This window comes from Rhodococcus sp. NPDC060090 (assembly GCF_042729855.1).
Lineage (GTDB): Bacteria > Actinomycetota > Actinomycetes > Mycobacteriales > Mycobacteriaceae > Rhodococcus.
Map to the genome: position 1 here is coordinate 26,115 of NZ_JBHWXB010000025.1, position 19,579 is coordinate 45,693.

Consider the following 19,579-nt stretch of genomic DNA (forward strand, 5'->3'; position numbering starts at 1 on the left):
ACCAACAACGCCGTTGCGCGTATGCCGCCATCGAAACCGGTTGCGGAATAACGACTTCCATTCTCCGTGAAAGGCATGTTTCGATGTCTCCTGTCCGCAGGAGGTCGGCGTGAGCGCGCCGACCGATATCCGCACCACCGACCCGGCCGCTGAGCGCACGGACGACGCAGACCTGGTGGTGGCCCGGACCTGGCACCCGTGGCGATGGGTGACCAGCGCCGCGGTGCTGATCGTTGTTGCGCAGTTCATCCACGGCCTCGCCACCAACCCGGGTTGGGACTGGCCGACCTTCGCTCGATACTTCACGGCGGAATCGGTTCTCTCTGCACTATGGATGACGATCAAGCTCACCCTGTGGGGGACCTTCCTCGGATTCGCACTCGGTGTGCTCCTCGCGGTCGGTAGGTTGTCGAACAACCCGGTTCTACAGGTTATTTCGTGGACCTACATCTGGGCGTTCCGATCCATCCCGCTGATCGTGCAGCTCCTCTTCTGGTTCAACATCGCGTATCTCTACCAAACCATGTCGGTCGGAATACCGTTCGGACCCGGATTCTTCGAATTCGAGGTCTCAGGAGTGATCTCGGGTTTCACGGCCGCGGTGATTGGCCTTGCACTCCACCAGGCTGCGTACTCGGCGGAGATCATCCGCGCCGGCATCATCTCCGTCGACCACGGGCAGATCGAAGCGGCCAACGCGCTCGGTATCCCGCGGCTGCGTCAGTTCTTCCGGATCGTGTTGCCGCAAGCGATGCGCTCGATCCTGCCGAATGCAGCCAACGAGGTCATCAGCCTGTTCAAGGGCACATCCATCGTCTCGACGATGGCGATCGCCGAGCTGTTCTACCAGGTACAGGTCATTTTCGGTCGCAGCGGGCGCGTAGTGCCGCTGCTCATGGTCGCGACCGTGTGGTACATCATCCTCACCACGGTGTTGTCCATCGTGCAGTACTACATCGAACGGCACTATGCGCGCGGCTCGGCCCGCGAGTTGCCTCTCACTCCGTGGCAGAAAGTCGTCACGAAATACCGCGAGATCCGCGACACCGGTGTCGGTGCACCCCGAGGAGCAACCCGATGACCGCCGCCGAACAGCGGACCGACTACGCCGTCGACGTGCGGGGAGTCCATAAATCCTTCGGATCGCTGAAGGTGCTCGAGGGCGTGGATCTGAAGGTCCGCAAGGGTGAGGTGACAGTCATTCTCGGCCCGTCGGGATCGGGGAAGTCCACGCTGCTGCGCACTCTCAATCACCTCGAGAAGGTCGACCGCGGCACCATCCGCATCGACGGTGAACTCGTCGGCTACCGTCGTCGCGGCGACAAACTGCATGAACTGCGCACCCGCGACATCCTCCGTCAGCGGGCCCGGATCGGGTTCGTGTTCCAGAACTTCAATCTCTTCCCGCATCTCACTGCACTCGAGAACGTCGCCGAGGCACCGCTTTCCGCGCAGAAGCGCGTACGTGCCGAAGTCGAGGTGGAAGCCCGGGAGTTGCTCGAGCGCGTCGGTGTGGGCGACAAGATCCACGCCTACCCGCGGCAGTTGTCCGGTGGCCAACAGCAACGTGTTGCCATTGCCCGGGCGCTTGCCTTGCAACCCAGCGTCATCCTGTTCGACGAACCGACCTCTGCTCTCGACCCCGAACTGGTCGGGGAGGTTCTCGAAGTGATCGAAGATCTCGCGAGCGGAGGATCGACCCTGGTGGTCGTGACCCACGAGATCGGCTTTGCGCGTCAAGTCGCCGACAATGTCGTCTTCATGGACGGTGGCGTCATCGTCGAGCAAGGCTCACCGGCAGCCGTTCTCGACCATCCGCAGCACGAACGTACCCGCACGTTTCTGTCCCGAGTTCTCTGATTTCCGGTACTTCAACCGGAAGATTCGACCACACCCCCTGGAAGGTAACGATGTTCGCTTCACCCCGTCGATCGAAGTTGCTGGTTTCGGCTATGACTGCGGTCGCCCTGTTGGGCAGCGCAGCCTGCAGTTCGTCCGACGCGGCCACCGACGCAGCCACCGACGCCGGCTACAACCTCACCGCCGAGCAGAATCGCATCACCACGGACACGGTAGACGAGATCGCCGCAAAGGTTCCGCAGGCGATTCGTGACCGCGGCACCCTCATCGTCACAGGCAGCGCAGGTACCGCCCCACCGCTGCGTTTCTACGCCGACGACGACACGACGATCATCGGTTCGGAAACCGACTTCGCGTACCTCATCGGCGATGTCCTCGACCTCGATATCGAACTCACGGCCGCAGACTGGGCGCAGAACTTCGTGCGCGTCGACTCCGGTGAGGCCGACGTGTTCATCTCCAACGTCACCGTCACGGAAGAGCGCAAGGAGAAGTACGACTTCGCCACCTACCGTCTCGACAGTGTCGCGGTCGAGGTGAAGAAGGACAGTGGAATCACCTTCGAGGGCTCGGAGGACATCGCGGGCCTGACGATCGGTGTCGGCTCGGGCACCAATCAGGAAGCGTTGCTCGTCGCATGGAACGAGCAGAACATCGCAGCCGGGCTCGAGCCTGCAGAAATTCTCTACTACCAGAACGCCGTCGACTACTTTCTGGCGCTCGGCTCGGGACGTATCGACGCGTACGTCGGACCCAACCCGACGTCAGCGTTCCACGTCCTGCAAGCGGGTGAGAGTGAAATCGCCGGAACATTCTCGGGCGCAGGCGATGAGCTGCAGGGCGAGATCGCGGTCCTGACGAAGAAGGACAACGGACTGATCGAGGCCATCAACGAGGCGCTCAACCACGTCATCGACAACGGAACCTATGCGGAGGTGCTCGAGCGATGGGGGATCAGCACCGAGGCCGTCGAAAGCTCGCGGATCAACCCGCCGGGTCTGCCCACGACAGCGTAACCGCGATGAGCAGAACCCGACGCCTGCAGATTCAGGCCGTGAAACAGGGCGATCCGCTGGCCGCTCCACTGCTCGATGAGCTGGCGGTGGAGTACAGCACTCGCTACGAGCGTCCACTCCAGGAGCAGGTCGAGTCCTTGACCACGTACCCGGGAGAGGAGTTCGCACCGCCGGACGGTGCCCTGCTCGTGGTCACCGAAGACGGTCGACCCGTCGCAGGCGGCGCTTTTCGCCGGTACGACGAGAGCACGGCTGAGCTCAAGCGAATCTGGACATCCAGTGAACACCGGCGTCGCGGGCTCGGGCGCATCGTCCTCGCAGAACTCGAAGCCGAGGCGGTGCTGCGCGGCTACACCCGCATCTATCTCACGACCGGGTGGCGCCAACCGGAGGCCGTCGGCCTCTACCTCTCGGCCGGTTACACCGCCCTGTTCGACCCGACGCGCCCGGCCGAGGAAATCGGCCCGCACCCATTCGAAAAGCATCTGATCCGAAAGGTGGAGTCCGCGTGAAATTTCTGCTCCTGAGCCTGATCACACACCACCCGGACCCTGTGACCGGAGAATTGCTCAGCCCCTCCGGCCGACTCCGTGAGGTTGTGAACACCGCAGTACTGGCCGAGGAACTCGGCTTCGAAGGATTCGCGGTCGGCGAGCGACACGAGCAACCGTTCCTGTCGTCGTCGCCTCCGGTGGTGTTGAGCAACATCGCGGCGCGGACATCGACCATCGAACTGTGGACCGGTGTAACGACACTGAGTCTGCTCGATCCGGTCCGCGCCTACGAAGACTATGCGACTCTCGACAATCTCTCCGGGGGTCGGCTGCAGCTGATAATCGGTAAGGGTAACGGCACAGCGCAGGCCGACCTGTTCCATGTCACGCCCGACGACCAGTGGGATCGTAACCGTGAGGGCTACGAACTCTTCCGGCTCTTGTGGGAGAACGAGCGGGTCACATGGGAAGGATCCTTCCGCCCCTCGCTCACCGGCGCGGTCACGGTTCCTCGTCCGCTGCAACCACGTCTGACGATGTGGCATGGCAGCGCTACGAGCCGCGAATCCGTGGATACCGCAGCACAGTATGGCGATCCGGTGTTCTCGGCCAACGTCACCAACCCGATCGAGCCCTACGCCGAACTGATCGAGTACTACCGCGACAGGTGGGTGGCATACGGGCACGACCCGTCGGACGCACGGGTGGGAGCGGGAACGGCGGGACTGTATGTCGCGCCGACGTCACAGGAAGCAGTCGAGCGGTTCCGGCCGTTGTTCGAGCAGCGGCTGCAGTTCGCGCGGGATTCCGGACTGCCGGTGGTCTTCGAGAGCGTCGAGGACTTCGTCGAACGCAGTTCCGCGCTCATCGGCAGCCCGCAGCAAGTGATCGACAAGGTGCTCCGTTATCACGAGCGTCTCGGACATGAAGTCATGCACGTGACAGCCGACCGAGGGGGGGCTGACGGCAGCGGAGCAGCGCGCGAGTCTCGAGCTTTTCCAGGCGGAGGTGGCTCCCGTGTTGCGGAAGGCGATTCCGCACCGTGAGCCCGCGTCGGTGCACTGATAGAACCAACCAGAGGCCTTCTTCCCGGAGACAATCCTGAAGTGGTGAATATCGGATCCGTTGCATCCATATCACCTGCGCTCGCGGGCAGACCGGACAGCGCGCTGCCGTCCTGTGCGGCGGGGTCGGGTGCGCAGTCGCGGATTCGGTGACGATAGTGGCCCTCGGCGTAGCACGAAATAGTTCGAATCGTGGTGAGGCGAATGGTTCGCTGCGGCCGAAGAAATGACTAACGTCGGTGACGACCATCCAGAGCGACCGAGAGACCTGGCTCGATGACGTCGCAGCAACCCCCTGCATCCGCGGGTGAGGGTGCTACCGCCGGGAACGATGGAGGACTGTTCATGACGCACGAAGATGTCGTGGTGACGTGGTCGTGCTTGCACATCGACCTGTGCCGGCACAGTGCTGACATCTGTTGACGGTCGACCCGTCCAACCTTCATCTCGCGGCATCGCTCCGGTTCGATGTCGCCGCTGTCATGTAGTGATCGCTGCCCTGCAGAGTTCGCTGTTATGTAGAGACCACGGAGTTCAGGTGTCCTTCTCGTTCATTCATGCATCCCATCGTGTGATTCCGGTAGTGGGTGTCGCTGCGATGCTGGTCGTCGGGTTGTCCGCGTGCGGATCGGAGTCGGCCGTCACGCAGGGTGGTGGTACCCCGCAGGCAGGGGGCACGCTCAGGTACGGCCTGTCGCAGGCTCCCACGTGCGCCGATCCCGCGCAGGCCGGCAGCAACCAGACCATCTACGCCGCTCGTCAGGTCGTCGACTCACTCACAGATCAAGACCCCGAGACCGGGCAGATCACGCCGTGGCTTGCCGAGAGTTGGGACGTCAACGAGGACTCCACACAATTCACCTTCCACTTGAAGAAGGGGGTGACCTTCAGCGACGGAACCTCTTTCACCGCTGAATCGGTGCGGGGCAACTTCGATTCCATCGTGAATACTCTCGGCGGGGTCAAGGCTCCGCAGGCCACCGGGTACCTCGCCGGTTACACCGGCACCACCGTGATCGACGAGCACACGGCCAGGGTCGATTTCTCGGCGCCCAACGCGCCGTTCCTCCAGGCCACCTCGACTCATCAACTCGGGTTCCTCTCTGCCGAGGACGTCGCGAAGAGCGCTGAGGAACGGTGTGCAGGCGAGTTGTCCGGCACGGGACCGTTCACGTATGAGGACTACCAGCAGGACCGGTCGGCAACGCTCGTCAAGCGCGCCGGATATGCCTGGGGATCGGAGGTCTTCGCGCACGACGGTGAGGCCTACCTCGACCGGATCGAATTCACCATCGTTCCCGAGTCCGGTGTTCGCACAGGTTCTCTTGCGTCCGGTCAGCTCGACGCGGTCTCCGATGCTCTTCCTCAGGATGCCCCGCAGATCGAAGGTGTCGGTGGCCGCATTCTCACCACGCCGAATCCCGGTCTCCCGTTCGGTTTCCAGCCCAATGTGAGCAGCGGCGTGCTCTCCGATCCCGCCGTCCGTAGCGCACTGATCCCTGCGATCAACCGCACCGAACTCGTCGACACGGTTCTCGGCCCCGACTTCGAGCCCGCGACAAGCGCCCTCGCCTCGGTGACACCCGGGTACCTCGCGGTGGACGCGGTCACCTACGACCCCGATGCGGCGGCGAGGATCCTCGACGACGCCGGATGGATTCCGGGCGAAGACGGTATCCGCGTCAAGGACGGGGAGAGGTTGAGTTTCTCGGTGCTGTTCAGCTCGGTGTTCGCCGGGAACCAGGCGATTCTCGAACTCGTCCAGCAGCAACTGCGGGAGGTGGGTGTAGACCTGCAACTCGATCTGGTGTCGACGCCAGAGACCACCGCCCGACAGAACACCGGAGACTACGACACGACGTACTACAACAGCACACGCGCCGATGGCGACATCCTGCGCACAGCGTTCGGTACCGAGGGCCGGAACCTCAACCAGCGTGGTCCGATCCCGGAACTCGACGACGTTCTCGCAGTACAGCTCACCGCGACCGATCCGGCGACCCGTAACGGCTACATCGAGGAGGCTCAGCAGCTCGTGATCGACAACGCCCTGTTCATTCCGACGGTCGAGTTGTCGCAGGCGATCGGTGCCGGACCGAAGGTGCAAGATCTGAAGTTCGAAGCGTCGGCACGCCTGCAGTTCTTCGACACCTGGCTCAGCGAGTAATCATGTTCGGCTACCTCGCTTCCCGCTTCCTCCAGGCCGTCGGCGTGCTGTGGGCTGCATTCACCGTTTCGTTCGGCGTGCTGTTCCTTCTACCGTCCGACCCGGTGAGTGTGATGGCCGGCTCCGACAACGGAACACCGGTCGACGCTGCCGCAATCGAGCAGCTGCAGGCGCGTTACGGCCTGGATCAGCCGGTGTGGGTTCAGTACTGGAATGCTCTGAGCAATGCAGTCCGGGGTGATTTCGGTATCTCCATCTCCACCGGCAGGCCGGTGACGGAGGCGATCGCCGACGCGTTGCCGAGCACCCTCGCCCTCGCGTCGTTCGCGCTGGTGTTGGCGGTGACATTCGGTACTGTGGTCGCCTTCTTCGCCACCGACACGCGTATCGGCTGGTTGCGGAACGTCTTGTTCTCGCTGCCTCCATTGGGTGTAGCTGTGCCCACATTCTGGATGGGACTCGTTCTGCTCCAATTGTTCTCGTTCCGTGTAAAGCTGTTCCCGGCGTTCGGTGAAGGTGGCATCGAGCATCTGTTACTTCCCGCGATCACACTTGCGCTGCCGACCGGTGCAGTCATCGCGCAGGTGCTTGCGGTGAGCCTGCAGACCACGGCGCGTCAGCCGTACATCGAGGCTGCCAGAGCGAAGGGGGCATCGAGGTGGCGCGTCCAGACGCGACACGCTCTGCGGCTGTCCAGCATCCCGGCCTTCACGATCGCCGGCGTGATCGTCGGCAATCTGATCGCAGGATCGGTTGTCGTGGAGACGGTCTTCTCCCGTGCGGGTCTCGGGCGCCTGACGCAGATGTCCGTGATGGCCCAGGACATTCCGGTGGTACTGGGCATCGTGGTGTTCGGTTCGGTCGTGTTCGTGATCGTCAACCTCGTTGTGGACCTGTTCTACCCTCTGATCGATCCGCGGATCGTCGATGGAAGACGCGGTGCCTCGGAGCGTGGCGAATCGGTACGTGGTGGGGCAGAAACGGACCCGGCGATCGACAAGGATCCGAAAGTGAGTGCCCATGTCTGACACATTGATTCGAGAGCCGGTTCGAGCCGGTTCCCCGGTCCGGGTAGCGACACCCGCGAAACCATCCGCCCTCCGCAGCGCGGTGAGAACCGTGCGGCGCAACTGGGTCGTGGTGATCTCCGCCGCCGTGCTGCTGATCGCCATCGGGTTCGCAGTGTTCCCGTCGTTCTTCGCGTCCGGCGACCCCCTGCAGGGCGTGCCCGCCGACAAACTGCAGGGACCGAGTCTCGCGCATTGGTTCGGCACCGACAACATCGGCCGAGACGTCTACACCCGAGTCGTGCACGGCGCGGCACTGTCGTTGACCGCGACACTGGTTGCAGTGGGCATCGCCATCGTGATCGGCTCGCTCATCGGCCTGCTCTCCGGTGCAGCCGGCGGCCTCGTCGATGCGGTTCTCATGCGGATCGTCGATGTGCTGCTGTCCATCCCCGCTTTGCTGCTTTCGCTCGCCTTGGTCACGGCTCTCGGCTTCGGCACTCTCAATGTTGCGATCGCCGTGGGTATCGGGCTTGTCGCGAACTTCGCCCGCGTCATGCGTTCGGAGGTCCTGCGGGTGCGTCACGCCTTGTATGTCGAAGCAGCTTTCGCCTCCGGTGTCCGCTGGCATACCGTGCTGATCCGCCATGTGCTGCGCAACGCGTACGCTCCGGTGATCGCGCTGGCAGCGGTGGAATTCGGAATGGCGGTCCTGGCCGTGTCGTCCCTGAGTTTCCTCGGGTTCGGTGCAGTTCCACCCACCCCCGAATGGGGTTCCCTGATCTCCGAGGGTCGCAACTATCTGGCCACCGCGTGGTGGATGACGACCTTGCCCGGTCTCGTCATCGTCGCCGTCGTTCTGGCTGCACACCGCATCGGTCATGCCGTCGACGATCGGAGTGGCCGATGAGCACACTTACCGCACCGCTTCTCGAAGTCGACGATCTGCGCGTCGCCTATGGCAGCGACGACGACCCGGTCGTGGCAGTCGACGGTGTCGGATTCACGGTCGCCCGCGGCGAAGTGGTCGCTGTGGTCGGAGAATCCGGTTCGGGTAAGTCGACGACCGCGCACGCCATCATCGGTCTGCTCTCCGGTAGTGGACGCGTGGTGGGCGGCACCGTCACGTTCGACGGGCAGCGCCTCGACACACTGCCGGAACGCGCCTTCGAGAAGGTACGAGGTGCGAGAATCGGCTTGGTCCCGCAGGATCCGACGACTTCGCTCAACCCGGTGATCCGGATCGGCGACCAGATTGCGGAGACATTGCGTATCCACGGGCTCGCGGACCGCCGGACCGCGAAACTCGAGGCGCTGCGCATCCTCGAGGAGGCCGGACTCGACAACCCGGAATTGCGAGCGAAGCAGTACCCCCAAGCCCTGTCCGGGGGGCAGCGTCAGCGGGTACTCATCGGGATTGCCCTGGCCTGCGGCCCCGACCTGGTCATCGCCGACGAACCGACGAGCGCACTCGACGTCACCGTGCAGCGACGCATCCTCGATCACCTCGAAGCACGCATTGCCGAGACCGGGGCCCCGAGCCTCACGGATACCGTACGGCCCGACCGCGTGCCGGCTGAACCGCTGCTCACCGTGACCGATGTGTCGAAGACCTTCCGGATCGATCGACGGACTTCGCTCGACGCGGTGCGGAGCGTCTCCTTCGAGGTTCCGCGTGGACGTACATTGTCGCTGGTCGGCGAGTCGGGGTCGGGCAAGTCCACCGTCGCGCGCATAGCGATCCGGCTCGAGACCCCCACCTCGGGCCGGATCCGGTTCGACGGCAACGACATCACAGGGCTTCGGGGACGGAACTTGCGGGCATTGCGCAGGCGGGTCCAGATCGTGCACCAGAATCCGTACGCCTCGCTCAAGCCGAAGCTGAAGATCCGCGACATCGTCGCCGAACCGCTCGGCGCGTTCGGCATCGGCTCGAAAGCCGAGCGGGCGATGCGCGTCGCCGAACTCCTCGACCAGGTCGCCCTGTCGACTGCGCACCTCGATCGCACACCGGCAGAACTGTCCGGTGGGCAACGGCAGCGAGTGGCGATCGCGCGTGCCATCGCACTGCACCCGGAGCTGCTGGTGCTCGACGAGCCTGTTTCGGCGCTCGATGTGTCCGTCCAAGCGCAGATCCTCGACCTGCTCACCGACCTGCAGAACGAGCTCGGGCTCAGTTACCTGTTCATCTCGCACGACCTGGCAGTGGTTCGGCAGATCAGCGACACCGTCGCGGTGATGCGATCCGGTGAGGTCGTGGAATTCGGCACCACCACAGATATTTTCGACAACCCACAGCACGAGTACACCCGAGTGCTGCTCGATGCTATCCCCGGGAAGGTTCGGCATGTCCGATAGTTCACAGTTCTTGTTGGCAATCGAGTTCGCGGGCACCGGTGCTCATCCGAGTTCCTGGCGCCGCGACGACTCCCGTGCCGAAGACCTCTTCGTCGCCCGCTACTGGGTCGACCTCGTCGGAAGTGCCGATCGTGCAGGCGTCGATCTCGCTTTCCTTCCGGACGACTTCGGCGTGGCGTCGACAGGAAGCGAAGTACGTGGCCGCCTCGAAGCGGTCGGCATCGCGGCACGGCTGAGTGCCGCCACCTCGCGGATCGGTCTCGTTCCCACCGCGACCGTCACTCATACCGAACCGTTCCATCTTGCCAAGGCGATCCAGACGATCGATCACACCACCGCGGGGCGCGCAGGGTGGGAGGTCGCGGTCACCGAGAATTCGGAGGCCACACGGTTGTTCGGTCGCAAGGAGACGCAGCAGGACACCGCCTCGCTGTGGGCGGAGGCGCACGAAGCCGCCGAGGTCACGGCTCGGCTGTGGGACAGCTGGGAGGACGACGCCGAGATCCGCGACGTGGCGACCGGCCGCTTCATCGACCGCGACAAGCTGCACTACATCGACTTCACAGGCGAGTACTTCTCCGTCAAGGGCCCGTCCATCACCCCGCGGTCGCCGCAGGGGCAACCGCTCGTCGCCGCGACCGTCGACGGCGAGGAGTCCTTCGAATTCGCCGTGGCGCGAGCAGATCTCGTACGCATCCGCGTGAAGAGCGCTGAGGAAGCCGCCGCGCTGGCCGTACGTCTTCGCGATGCGGCAGGTAGTCGTCCGATCCGGGTATTGCTCGATGTGGATGTTCTCCTCGCCGCCGACGAGGACGCCGCAGTGGCGGCTCTCGCAACGCTCGACGGTTGGACCGGCCAGACATACACGCCGGACACGGTGTTCTACCGTGGCGGCCCGGACGGGCTTCGCGAACTGATCGAGAGCCTGCAGGGTGTCGACGGCGTGACCCTCCGGCCCCTTGCGCTCGCATCGACCGTGCACCGGCTGGTCGACGATGTACTGCCCGCCCTTCGCCCCACCGCGGCGCCGACGCGGGGAACGCTGCGCGAGCGCCTGGGCCTGGGCCTGCCCGCCAACCGCTATGTCACGTCGAACTGAAGGAACGATGACCTTGTCCGGAAACGAAATCCGCAAGCAGATCCATCTGGCCGCCCATTTCCCGGGGGTCAACAACACCACCGTCTGGGCCGACCCTGAATCCAGGAGTCAGGTCGATTTCTCGTCGTTCGTGCACCTCGCCGAGACGGCGGAGCGCGGCAAGTTCGACTTCTTCTTCCTGGCCGAGGGATTGCGTCTGCGTGAACACCGCGGCCGTATACATGATCTCGACGTCGTCGGTCGTCCCGACACCCTCACTGTGCTCGAGGCTCTCGCCGGAGCCACCACCCACCTCGGGCTGGCCGGCACGATCAACACCACATTCAACGAACCGTACGAACTGGCCAAACAGTTCGCGACACTCGACCACCTCTCCGACGGCCGGGCAGCCTGGAACCTGGTGACCTCGTCGGACGCGTTCACCGGTGAGAACTTCCGGCGCGGGGGATTCCTCGAGCATTCGCAGCGGTACGTGCGGGCCGAGGAGGTCGTCGACGTCGTCCGGCAACTCTGGGACAGCTGGCGTGCGGGAGCACCGGCAATCGACCGGCAGAAGGGAACCTTCGCCACAGACACCGACATTGCGCCGTTCGATATCCACACCACCCAGTTCGACATCGACGGCCGCTTCGAAGTGCCGCGGAGCCCGCAAGGGCACCCTGTGTTACTCCAGGCCGGCGACTCGGACGAGGGCCGGGAATTCGGAGCCGCGAAGGCGGACGCCATCTTCAGCAGGCACGGCACCCTCGAGGAAGGGCGTGCCTTCTACACCGACGTGAAGAGCCGACTCGCGAAATACGGACGCACCTACAACGACCTGAAGATCCTTCCCGCCGCCACGTTCGTGCTCGGCGACACTCGCGAGGAAGCCCACGAGAACGCACGGCGTATCCGCCTGCAGCAGGTCGGTCCTCGGACGGCGATCGCGTTCCTCGAACAGGTGTGGGGCAAGGATCTGTCTACGTACGACCCCGACGGTCCGCTACCGGACATCGAACCCGAGGACAATGTGAACATCACTCGCGGGCGGGTCCGGCACGCGAAGGATCCACTTGCTGTCGCGAAGGAGTGGCGCGCGAAAGCGGTGGCAGAGAACCTGAGCATTCGTGAACTGATCATCGAGGTCACCGCCAGGCAGCAGTTCATCGGTACTCCCGCGGACGTTGCCGCCGAGATCGACGAGTACGTGCAGACCGACGCCAGCGACGGCTTCATCCTGGTTCCCCACCTGACCCCCGGTGGTCTCGACGAGTTCGTCGACAAGGTGGTGCCGCTGCTGCAGGAACGCGGCAGCTTCCGCACCGAATACGAGGGTACAACCCTGCGTAGCCATCTCGGGCTGCGTCACCCGCACAGCACGAGCGAAGGAGTCCGCGCATCATGACCACCACACTCGATCGGTTCATCGCGGAGTGGCAGCAGTGGCACTCCGAGCGAGAGGAGTCGTTGCGGCAGCCGCTCGGCTGGCTGAGCCTGACCGCGCTGTACTGGCTCGACGACACCGCCGCCGACTACGGAGACGTTCCCGGTTCCTGGTGGGTCGACGGTGACGCAGTGGTTCGGGAACTCGGCGGTGAGAGCACCGAATACCATCCGGTCGAGGGTGCACCCGGGGTCGAGGTGGAGTTCGATCGCGGACATATCGAGATCATCCAGCGAACAGGACGGTTCGCGCTTCGAATCCACGACCGGACCGCGCAGGCACTCACGTCCTTCACGGGGATTCCGACATATGAACCCGACCCAGCATGGGTGATCACCGGGGAGTTCACGCCGTTCGACCCGCCGCGCACCGTCACCACGGGCGCCGTGGTGGACGGACTCGAACACCACCACCGTGCGCTCGGTCTGATCCGCTTCGTGCACGATGGTGCCGAATACGAACTCGTTGCGTTCGGCGATTCGGAGGCATCGCTGCGCATCCTGTTCACGGACGCCACGAGTGGTGTCACGACGTATCCCGCCGCACGAATCCTGCAGGTCGGCGCGGTCGAGCGCGGGGTGGTCACCCTCGATTTAAACCGTGCCTCGAACCTTCCGTGCGCGTTCACCGATGCCGCGACCTGCCCGATCGCACCGTCGGAGAATCGCCTGCCGTTCGCTGTGGAAGCCGGCGAGCGCACTCCCCACGGAAGGGACTCGGGCGCATGAGTCCGTCGGATCCGACTCCGCTGTCGGTTCTCGATCTGTCACCGATCAGCGAGGGGTCGAACGCGCCTGCGGCGCTGCACAACACCCTGGACCTTGCACGGCGTGCCGAACACTTCGGGTACAAGCGCTACTGGGTCGCGGAGCATCATTTCGTCGCTGTCGCGTCGTCGTCGCCCGCTTTGCTGATCGGAGCGATCGCCGCCGCCACCGACACGATTCGGGTCGGTGCTGCGGCGGTGCAGCTCGGTCACAACACCGCGATCGCCGTCGTCGAAGCGTTCGGCACTCTCGACGCGCTGTACCCGGGGAGGATCGACCTCGGTCTGGGACGATCGGGGCAGAGGCGGGCCGAAGCGCTGAAAGCCGCCGACTCGCAGGGAGACGAGCCGGCGCCACGAGCCATCGAGATCCGGGACGGTCTCGTCATCCCCGCTCCGTTCCCGACAGCGAAGCTGCTCACGTCGTCGCGGCTGGCGTCGAGCCTGGCGGTGCTGCAGCAACCGGGTGCCGACGCCCCGAACTTCGCGCACCAGGTCGAAGACATCCGCGCCCTCCTCGACGGCAACTACAAATCCGCGGACGGAACGGCCCTTCACGCGAGCCCCGGTGAGGACGCCGATGTGGAATTGTGGGTGTTCGGTTCGAGCGCTGGGCCATCCGCGGATCTGGCAGGAAGATTCGGACTGCCGTTCGGCGCGAACTACCATGTCAGCCCAGGTACGACGGTCGAGGCCGTCGATGCCTACCGTGCGGCGTTCCGTCCGTCTCGGATCCTGGCGGAGCCGTACGTCGTCGTGTCCGCGGATGCGGTGGTGGCCGAAGACGATGCGACCGCACGGGAACTCGCATCGACCTACGGTCGTTGGACGCACAGCATCCGGTCCGGACACGGTGCAATTTCGTATCCCGATCCGAAGACGTCGCCACCTCTGACCGACCGCGAACGCGAGCTCGTCGACGATCGGTTGATCACCCAGTTCGTCGGGTCCCCGAGCGCCGTCGCGGAACGCCTCGAGACGTTGCGACGAGTGACCGGCGCCGACGAACTGGTGATCACCTCGGTGACACACGAGCACGACGATCGGATCCGTTCGTACGAGCTGCTGGCACACGAGTGGGGGATCGTCACGCCGCAGTAGCTATCCGATCGAGGTCGTCGCAGAGACCGACCCGTCCCCGGATCGCAGCCGCGCAGGAATCCCGGCAGGATCCTGCGGCACCTCGACGGTGCTCGCCCCCGTTGCGGACACGGCGTCGACCGCGTAACTGCCCGGACCCACGACCAACGCGACGTCACCGTAGCGGGAGTTCAGGTCGACTGCGGCACGGGTGTCGGTCACCGTCAGATCTCCGAACTTCGAATTTCCTTGGACCACAGTGCCGTAAGGTACGAAGATCTCGTATCGGGCGACGCAGGTGGGGCTGCCCACGGCGAACCTGTCGGGGCACCGCGCGCTGATCGTCAGGCCGGTCGCGTCGGTGTCGATGCTCTCCTCGGGCTTGTCGCCGTCGGTGAACTCCAAGGTGCGTCGGATCTCGATGTCGCCGCGGTCGGAGCCGATCACCTGTGCGCTCAGCGACGCGGTGGTGACACCGAGTTGTTTCGCACCCGCATCATCGAGATCGAGTGTGACGGAGGTGATCGCGCCGCTGTAGTTGTCGCTCCGCTGTTCCTGGCTCGTGGAACCGGCGGTGCATCCGGTGAGTACGAGAGTCGAGAGTGTCAGTGCCGCAACACCGGCAGAGAGAAGGGATTTCCTAGGTAGGTTTTCAACGACGGGCATGACGAATCTCCAGTACGAGTAGGGAGGCGGCGATCAACACAGCGCTGATGCCGAGGGAGAACAGGGGAGACGGGCCGCTGAGCGACCCGTCGGTGCGGAGCACGCCCATGACGTCGACGGACGTGACCCCGTTGAGAACGGCGTACCAGATCACCAGGTAGACCGCCTGGAATACACGTGCGCCCCGTCCGATCGACCCGATCAACAGCGCAAGGGCAGGGATCAACGCGGCACCCGCAACCCACGCGGCTACGCCGGTCGAGTCCAGTGCAAGGAGCATCTTCACCAGCGGGCCCACACCGGCGACGGCCGCAATGAGCACCCCCGCGCCCCACTCGGCGATGAGACGGATGCGCGGCGAGACACCGCACTCCACAAGGGGGTCGACGCCCTGTTCGTAGGTGAGCGTGCCGAGACGCGACCACAGCAACAGCGGCAGCAACCACGCGAAGAGTAGTGCGGTGCCGACGCGGTCAGCGGGAACCGCGAGGGCTGCGACCGTCACGATCGCAAGCGTGAGCCACCACCACCGCGACACGCTTCCGAGGTGAATGCGTACCTCGCCGATCAGCAACCCCAGGAACGCGTGTCCACACTCGGCCGGGGACAGTGTTCGCGGACCCTGTGAGAACGCCGGTGCAACGGGAGGCTCGACTGCAGATCCGACAGACGAATTCGAGGGAAGGTGTTGGTGCCGTGACGGATCGAACCGACCGAACCAAAAGGTAGGTAGGACGGCGACGAGCATCGAGGCCACGATCAATCCTGCGCTCGCGGCGATGAGAGTCGCGTCGATGTCCATTCCGGACCAGGTGAACTGGCCGAGCGCACTGGGTTCTTCGGTGAGCCCGATCGAGATCTCGTCGTCCATACCAGGGTGCTGTGCCGCCAGGTCGGCCTGGAACCCCGCGGTGGTCGTGCCGTAGATCAGCGGAAGTCCGGCAAGGAACATCGACGGATATACGAAGAACCACAGGATATTTCCCGAACCACCGCGCAAGAGTGGGATCGTCTCGAACACAACGGCGGCCGCCGCGGCCACGGTCAGGACCGGAAGACAGAACAGCACGAGCGGAAGCCAGAGCGCCGTCATGTCGAGGCTCGTGGATTCCCCGCGGAGAAGCTGCATCACGGGTGCGATCAGGGCGAGTGCGGCAGCCATTGCTGCCAGCACCAGCAGGTTGCTGAGGTACTTGCCCAGCAGATACATCGACGTACGCAGCGGGGATGCGGAAAGCGTTTCGCCTACGCCGGTGGAGATGTCGCGCGCGATGCTGCTGCGGACGACGTAGAATCCGAACAGCGGCAGCCACAGACTACCGATCATTGCGAGCATCATGCCGATGTACGCGCTGTCGTACACTCCCCGGAACGATCCGACCTTGACCATCGCGTACGTCGCGGAGGCGGGCGGGACTGCAACATACCCGAGCGCGACGGCGCCGAGCACCGTCACCAAGAACGCGGGACGCCGAGAACGATCCCGGAAATCTGCCATCGCGACGGCAGCAACGACGCTCGTCATCGGGTCACCCCGGCAGGTGTGATCGGAGTATGGACCGCACTGACGTACGCGTCTTCGAGGTCGGGTTCGACAGGGCGAGCCCCCGGAACCGGGGGCGTCTGCGCGACCGCACGGACACGCACGCCGTGTGATGTTCGGACTGTGCGGGTGATCGTCGCTCGTTGCCGGATATCGGACACGGCATCGATGGGCACGGTCGCTTCCCACACCAGACCGTCCGCGGAACGAAGGAGATTTTCGGGCGTGCCGCGCCGACGCAACTCCCCGGCGGTGAGGATCGCGATGTCGTCGGCGATCGCTTCGATGTCCGACACGATGTGGGTCGACAGGATGACGATCCGGTCGGTCGCCAGATCCCCGAGCAGGTTGCGGAACCGCATGCGTTCCTCGGGGTCCAGCCCGACCGTGGGTTCGTCGACGACGAGAAGCTCGGGGTCGCCCAGAAGCGCCTGTGCGATCCCGACGCGTTGGCGCATGCCACCGGAGAACTTGCCCACCGGCCGCGAGCCCGTGTCGGTCAGGTTGACGAGTTCGAGCAGTTCGTCGACCCGCGCCCGGGCCGACCGCGTGCTCAGGCCTTTGACGGCGGCGAGATATCGCAGGAACTCGCCGGCGGTGAGATTCGGATAGACCCCGAAATCCTGTGGGAGGTAGCCGAGGACGCGCCGAAGGGGCTCCGGTCGAGCGACGATGTCGGTACCGTTCCACGTGACCGTGCCTGCGGTCGGTCGGGTGATCGTGGAGAGGATCCGCATCAATGATGACTTGCCGGCTCCGTTGGGGCCGAGGAGGCCGAGGACTCCGGGCCCGATCCGCATGCTGACGTCGGTGACGGCCTGTTTGCCTCGATAGGTCTTGGTGACATTGCTCAGCTCCAGTTGCATGACTACAGCCGACCATTCGGCAGGCGGTGCGGTCACGGGGTCCACGCGGCGAATCGAAGGTGGTGCCAGCACCACCTTTCGGCTGCACCTCGCCTCATCCTCGGACCACGGCCGCGTCGATAAGCTCACTCGGGTGTCCTCCGATGAACCGACCACGGTGCTCACCGCCATCACACGGCGGCGCTTCCTTCTGACGGGATGGGTGTGGCGGTCGCTGGGATACTTGCTGACCACCGTCCCGATCGTGGGAGCGGTGGCGCTCCCGTTCGCAGCCTTGTGCGTTCCGTGGCTCGTCCTGGTCGTGTGGGCAGGCGACGGCATGTATCCACAACCGCTCGGCAGAGTGCTGTTCCTCGGTGTCCTCGGCGCGGTGCTGGTGTTCGGGCTCGGGCCGCTGGTGGCGATACCGCTGGCGACTCTGGAGCGAACGCGGCTGCGTCTGGTGAGCAGCGACCGGGCGCTCTCGGCTCACCGCCGTCCTCCCACTGCGGGTCTGTGGCCGTGGGTGCACACCCGCTACACCGAGGCTGCGACGTGGAGGGAACTCGGCTATACATTGCTGCTGCTCACCCTGGTCCCAGGGTTGCTGTTCCTGGGCGTGGTGCTCGTCGGGCTCATCGTGGTGATGGTGGTCGGCCCTCTGGTGGTGGGCGACGGCGACGAGGCAGTGGCACTCGGCTTCAGCCAGATCACCTCTGTCGATCAGGCGGTCCCTTACGCGATCGTCGGTGTGCTTCTGCTGCCGACGATCCCGTATGTCCTTGCCCTGCTCGCGGGCTTACACGGTGCGCTCGCCCGATCGTTGTTGTGCGGCGACGATGCGGACACGATTCACGCTCGGCTGGTCGAGGTCTCACGGTCCCGAGCCCGACTGGTCGATGCGTTCGAGGCGGAACGCCGCCGAATCGAGCGCGATCTGCACGACGGCGCGCAGTCGTTGCTCGTCAATCTCACTCTGCAGTTGGGCATGGCCAAGCTCGACCTCCCCCCGGATTCCGCCGCCGCGAAAAGTGTGTCGCAGGCACATGACCAGGCCAAGGATTTGATGGCGGAACTGCGGCAACTCATCCGGGGAATCCACCCCAGGGTGCTCACCGACCGCGGCCTACCCGATGCCCTACGTGAGTTGACAGAGGACTTCGCGGTGCCGGTCACAGTCACTGCGGATATTCCACAGCGCCCGTCTCCGGACGTCGAGGTCGCAGCCTATTTCGTGGTGGTCGAAGCGCTCAACAACATCGCCAAACACGCGGGTGCGACGGCAGTCGACGTGACCGCCCGACGCGAGGGGGATCTGCTGGTCGTCGAGGTCGTGGACGATGGCTGCGGCGGTGCGGATCCGGAGCAGGGGAGCGGTCTGACCGGCCTGGCCGACCGGGTCGCCGTGATCGACGGCAGAATGCTCTTGTCCAGCCCGCTCGGCGGGCCCACCGTCGTCCGTGTGGAGTTGCCGTGGATCGAGAATTGAGCGCCGTCCGCGTGGTCCTTGCAGACGACGGTGCGCTGCTGCGCGAAAGCCTCGCCGCGATGCTCGAACGATTCGGCTTCGACGTCGTGGCCTCGGTTCCTGATGCAGTTGCACTGGAATCGGCTGTCGCCGAGCACCGTCCGGAGTTGGTCGTGACCGATGTGCGGATGCCGCCAGGGTTCACCGACGAAGGGTTGCGTGCGGCAGTGGAATTGCGGCGCAGCTACCCAGGACTCGCCGTGGTCGCGCTGAGTCAGTACGTCGAATTGAGCTACGCCGACGAACTTCTGGGGGCAGACGTGGGGCGGGTGGGTTATCTGTTGAAGGACCGCGTCGTCGATGTCGAGGAATTCGTCTCCACGCTGCGTCAGGTGGTGGCCGGTGGCACTGTGATCGATCCCATGGTCGTGCAGCAATTGTTCCGTCGTCGGCGGGATCCGTTGGCGCAGTTGTCGCCGCGTGAACGCGAGGTGCTCGCCTCGATTGCAGAAGGGCATTCGAACGCTGCGATCGCCGCTCAGCTGTTCATCACGGAATCGGCCGTCGGTAAGCACGTCGGCAACATCTTCAGCAAATTGGTGCTGCCCCCGACCGACGACACGAATCGTCGCGTACTGGCGGTGCTCGCGTACCTGCGTCGGGATGAGCCCTGCTGAGCATTTTCGACGCCCGAATCATCCGAAATGGAAAGAATTCGCACAG

The 19,579-nt window shown here is 64.5% G+C and carries 17 protein-coding genes, 1 pseudogene and 1 riboswitch; of the genes and pseudogenes, 15 read left to right on the plus strand and 3 right to left on the minus strand.

Features of this window, described 5'->3' with window-relative positions; all coding sequences use genetic code 11:
• Positions 1–109: 109 nt before the first annotated feature.
• The 13 genes and pseudogenes from ACFWCF_RS24865 to ACFWCF_RS24925 all read left to right on the plus strand — a co-directional run bounded on the left by ACFWCF_RS24865 (position 110) and on the right by ACFWCF_RS24925 (position 14,355).
• Complete coding sequence (locus ACFWCF_RS24865; RefSeq protein WP_378567413.1) at positions 110–1,081, plus strand: amino acid ABC transporter permease; 972 nt, start codon at positions 110–112, stop codon at positions 1,079–1,081.
• Positions 1,078–1,860 carry an amino acid ABC transporter ATP-binding protein gene (locus ACFWCF_RS24870; protein ID WP_378567416.1) on the plus strand — a complete coding sequence of 261 codons (783 nt, stop codon included), beginning with the start codon at positions 1,078–1,080 and terminating at the stop codon, positions 1,858–1,860. Before ACFWCF_RS24865 ends, ACFWCF_RS24870 begins: the two co-directional genes overlap by 4 nt.
• A gap of 50 nt (positions 1,861–1,910) precedes the next feature.
• Positions 1,911–2,876, plus strand: coding sequence for an ABC transporter substrate-binding protein (locus ACFWCF_RS24875; RefSeq protein WP_378567419.1), 966 nt, complete (start codon positions 1,911–1,913; stop codon positions 2,874–2,876).
• 5 nt (positions 2,877–2,881) lie between these two features.
• Positions 2,882–3,388, plus strand: coding sequence for a GNAT family N-acetyltransferase (locus ACFWCF_RS24880; protein WP_378567422.1), 507 nt, complete (start codon positions 2,882–2,884; stop codon positions 3,386–3,388).
• Positions 3,385–4,435 (plus strand): annotated as a pseudogene (locus ACFWCF_RS24885) (LLM class flavin-dependent oxidoreductase). The gene ACFWCF_RS24880 and the pseudogene ACFWCF_RS24885 overlap by 4 nt, the downstream one beginning before the upstream one ends.
• 242 nt (positions 4,436–4,677) lie before the next feature.
• A riboswitch (SAM riboswitch) is annotated at positions 4,678–4,772 on the plus strand.
• Positions 4,773–5,032: 260 nt separating this feature from the next.
• The gene (locus ACFWCF_RS24890; RefSeq protein ID WP_378489461.1) at positions 5,033–6,601 is read left to right on the plus strand and encodes an ABC transporter substrate-binding protein; all 1,569 of its coding nucleotides are present in this window, start codon (positions 5,033–5,035) and stop codon (positions 6,599–6,601) included.
• 2 nt (positions 6,602–6,603) lie between these two features.
• Positions 6,604–7,629, plus strand: a complete 1,026-nt coding sequence (locus tag ACFWCF_RS24895; RefSeq protein WP_378567425.1) for an ABC transporter permease — start codon at positions 6,604–6,606, stop codon at positions 7,627–7,629.
• The gene (locus ACFWCF_RS24900) at positions 7,622–8,518 is read left to right on the plus strand and encodes an ABC transporter permease (RefSeq protein ID WP_378567428.1); all 897 of its coding nucleotides are present in this window, start codon (positions 7,622–7,624) and stop codon (positions 8,516–8,518) included. Before ACFWCF_RS24895 ends, ACFWCF_RS24900 begins: the two co-directional genes overlap by 8 nt.
• Positions 8,515–9,966: a dipeptide ABC transporter ATP-binding protein gene (locus ACFWCF_RS24905; protein WP_378567431.1), complete on the plus strand. Its 1,452-nt coding sequence runs from the start codon at positions 8,515–8,517 to the stop codon at positions 9,964–9,966. The genes ACFWCF_RS24900 and ACFWCF_RS24905 overlap by 4 nt, the downstream gene beginning before the upstream one ends.
• Complete coding sequence (locus ACFWCF_RS24910; protein ID WP_378567434.1) at positions 9,956–11,065, plus strand: LLM class flavin-dependent oxidoreductase; 1,110 nt, start codon at positions 9,956–9,958, stop codon at positions 11,063–11,065. Before ACFWCF_RS24905 ends, ACFWCF_RS24910 begins: the two co-directional genes overlap by 11 nt.
• A gap of 7 nt (positions 11,066–11,072) precedes the next feature.
• Entirely contained in the window at positions 11,073–12,449 is a 1,377-nt protein-coding gene (locus tag ACFWCF_RS24915; protein ID WP_378567437.1) for an NtaA/DmoA family FMN-dependent monooxygenase, read from the plus strand.
• Positions 12,446–13,216 carry a DUF1684 domain-containing protein gene (locus ACFWCF_RS24920; protein WP_378567440.1) on the plus strand — a complete coding sequence of 257 codons (771 nt, stop codon included), beginning with the start codon at positions 12,446–12,448 and terminating at the stop codon, positions 13,214–13,216. The genes ACFWCF_RS24915 and ACFWCF_RS24920 overlap by 4 nt, the downstream gene beginning before the upstream one ends.
• A complete protein-coding gene (locus ACFWCF_RS24925) occupies positions 13,213–14,355 on the plus strand; it encodes an LLM class flavin-dependent oxidoreductase (protein ID WP_378567443.1) in 1,143 nt (380 codons plus the stop codon). Before ACFWCF_RS24920 ends, ACFWCF_RS24925 begins: the two co-directional genes overlap by 4 nt.
• Here the strand turns inward: ACFWCF_RS24925 and ACFWCF_RS24930 are convergent, their stop codons facing one another.
• The 3 genes from ACFWCF_RS24930 to ACFWCF_RS24940 are packed head-to-tail and all read right to left on the minus strand — an operon-like array spanning position 14,356 to position 17,409.
• Positions 14,356–15,000, minus strand: a complete 645-nt coding sequence (locus ACFWCF_RS24930; RefSeq protein WP_378489437.1) for a hypothetical protein — start codon at positions 14,998–15,000, stop codon at positions 14,356–14,358.
• On the minus strand, positions 14,987–16,525 hold the full coding sequence (locus tag ACFWCF_RS24935; protein WP_378567446.1) for a hypothetical protein: 1,539 nt from the start codon (positions 16,523–16,525) through the stop codon (positions 14,987–14,989). The genes ACFWCF_RS24930 and ACFWCF_RS24935 overlap by 14 nt, the downstream gene beginning before the upstream one ends.
• Positions 16,522–17,409, minus strand: coding sequence for an ABC transporter ATP-binding protein (locus ACFWCF_RS24940; RefSeq protein ID WP_378567449.1), 888 nt, complete (start codon positions 17,407–17,409; stop codon positions 16,522–16,524). The genes ACFWCF_RS24935 and ACFWCF_RS24940 overlap by 4 nt, the downstream gene beginning before the upstream one ends.
• 133 nt (positions 17,410–17,542) lie before the next feature.
• Here ACFWCF_RS24940 and ACFWCF_RS24945 point away from each other — a divergent pair, with 133 nt between their 5' ends.
• Both ACFWCF_RS24945 and ACFWCF_RS24950 read left to right on the plus strand, forming a co-directional pair.
• The gene (locus ACFWCF_RS24945) at positions 17,543–18,877 is read left to right on the plus strand and encodes a sensor histidine kinase (RefSeq protein WP_378489440.1); all 1,335 of its coding nucleotides are present in this window, start codon (positions 17,543–17,545) and stop codon (positions 18,875–18,877) included.
• A complete protein-coding gene (locus ACFWCF_RS24950) occupies positions 18,862–19,533 on the plus strand; it encodes a response regulator (protein WP_378489441.1) in 672 nt (223 codons plus the stop codon). The genes ACFWCF_RS24945 and ACFWCF_RS24950 overlap by 16 nt, the downstream gene beginning before the upstream one ends.
• The last annotated feature ends 46 nt before the right edge of the window (positions 19,534–19,579 follow it).

What these genes read in the sequence shown, in the direction of transcription:
- ACFWCF_RS24875 (WP_378567419.1), top strand. Translation starts at nt 1,911, where the DNA reads ATGTTCGCTTCACCCCGTCGATCGAAGTTGCTGGTTTCGGCTATGACT.
- ACFWCF_RS24935 (WP_378567446.1), bottom strand. Translation starts at nt 16,525, where the DNA reads ATGACGAGCGTCGTTGCTGCCGTCGCGATGGCAGATTTCCGGGATCGT.
- ACFWCF_RS24925 (WP_378567443.1), top strand. Translation starts at nt 13,213, where the DNA reads ATGAGTCCGTCGGATCCGACTCCGCTGTCGGTTCTCGATCTGTCACCG.
- ACFWCF_RS24905 (WP_378567431.1), top strand. Translation starts at nt 8,515, where the DNA reads ATGAGCACACTTACCGCACCGCTTCTCGAAGTCGACGATCTGCGCGTC.
- ACFWCF_RS24910 (WP_378567434.1), top strand. Translation starts at nt 9,956, where the DNA reads ATGTCCGATAGTTCACAGTTCTTGTTGGCAATCGAGTTCGCGGGCACC.
- ACFWCF_RS24915 (WP_378567437.1), top strand. Translation starts at nt 11,073, where the DNA reads ATGACCTTGTCCGGAAACGAAATCCGCAAGCAGATCCATCTGGCCGCC.
- ACFWCF_RS24890 (WP_378489461.1), top strand. Translation starts at nt 5,033, where the DNA reads ATGCTGGTCGTCGGGTTGTCCGCGTGCGGATCGGAGTCGGCCGTCACG.
- ACFWCF_RS24920 (WP_378567440.1), top strand. Translation starts at nt 12,446, where the DNA reads ATGACCACCACACTCGATCGGTTCATCGCGGAGTGGCAGCAGTGGCAC.
- ACFWCF_RS24900 (WP_378567428.1), top strand. Translation starts at nt 7,622, where the DNA reads ATGTCTGACACATTGATTCGAGAGCCGGTTCGAGCCGGTTCCCCGGTC.
- ACFWCF_RS24930 (WP_378489437.1), bottom strand. Translation starts at nt 15,000, where the DNA reads ATGCCCGTCGTTGAAAACCTACCTAGGAAATCCCTTCTCTCTGCCGGT.
- ACFWCF_RS24895 (WP_378567425.1), top strand. Translation starts at nt 6,604, where the DNA reads ATGTTCGGCTACCTCGCTTCCCGCTTCCTCCAGGCCGTCGGCGTGCTG.
- ACFWCF_RS24870 (WP_378567416.1), top strand. Translation starts at nt 1,078, where the DNA reads ATGACCGCCGCCGAACAGCGGACCGACTACGCCGTCGACGTGCGGGGA.
- ACFWCF_RS24880 (WP_378567422.1), top strand. Translation starts at nt 2,882, where the DNA reads ATGAGCAGAACCCGACGCCTGCAGATTCAGGCCGTGAAACAGGGCGAT.
- ACFWCF_RS24940 (WP_378567449.1), bottom strand. Translation starts at nt 17,409, where the DNA reads ATGCAACTGGAGCTGAGCAATGTCACCAAGACCTATCGAGGCAAACAG.